Below are 379 nucleotides of genomic sequence, written 5' to 3' on the forward strand. Positions count from 1 at the left end.
CCCAAGTTGAGCTGGCAATCCTTGATGATGTCGTTAAACAAGCTTACGTCAACAGTGGCGTTTTGAAATATAGCCGCTTAAAAGAGATTAAAGACGAGCAGTGGCCGACCTTATCCAATGTTTATGACGAGTTGGAAAAACTGGCAGATAAGGACGCCGACAAATTCAATCGGGTCAAAGACTTCTACTACATCTTAGGCAGTTATACACATGGTTCTAACAGTTTATTTGACGGCCATACCAACGTTAACTTAAAAGGGAAAATCATTTCCTTTGATTTAAAACCGCTACAAAGTGAGCAGGAAGTCCAATCAGCGGCTTATCTGAATACTTTTCAATACCTGTGGGACGAAATTACCAAAGATCGGCATAGCCGCAA

General features: G+C 41.4%; 1 pseudogene. It reads left to right on the forward strand.

The annotated features are described in order from the left end of the window. Positions 1 to 379, forward strand: a pseudogene (locus ACKTR2_RS10415) (VirB4 family type IV secretion system protein); the annotation flags it as partial.

This window comes from Furfurilactobacillus curtus, assembly GCF_045862785.1.
Lineage (GTDB): Bacteria > Bacillota > Bacilli > Lactobacillales > Lactobacillaceae > Furfurilactobacillus > Furfurilactobacillus curtus.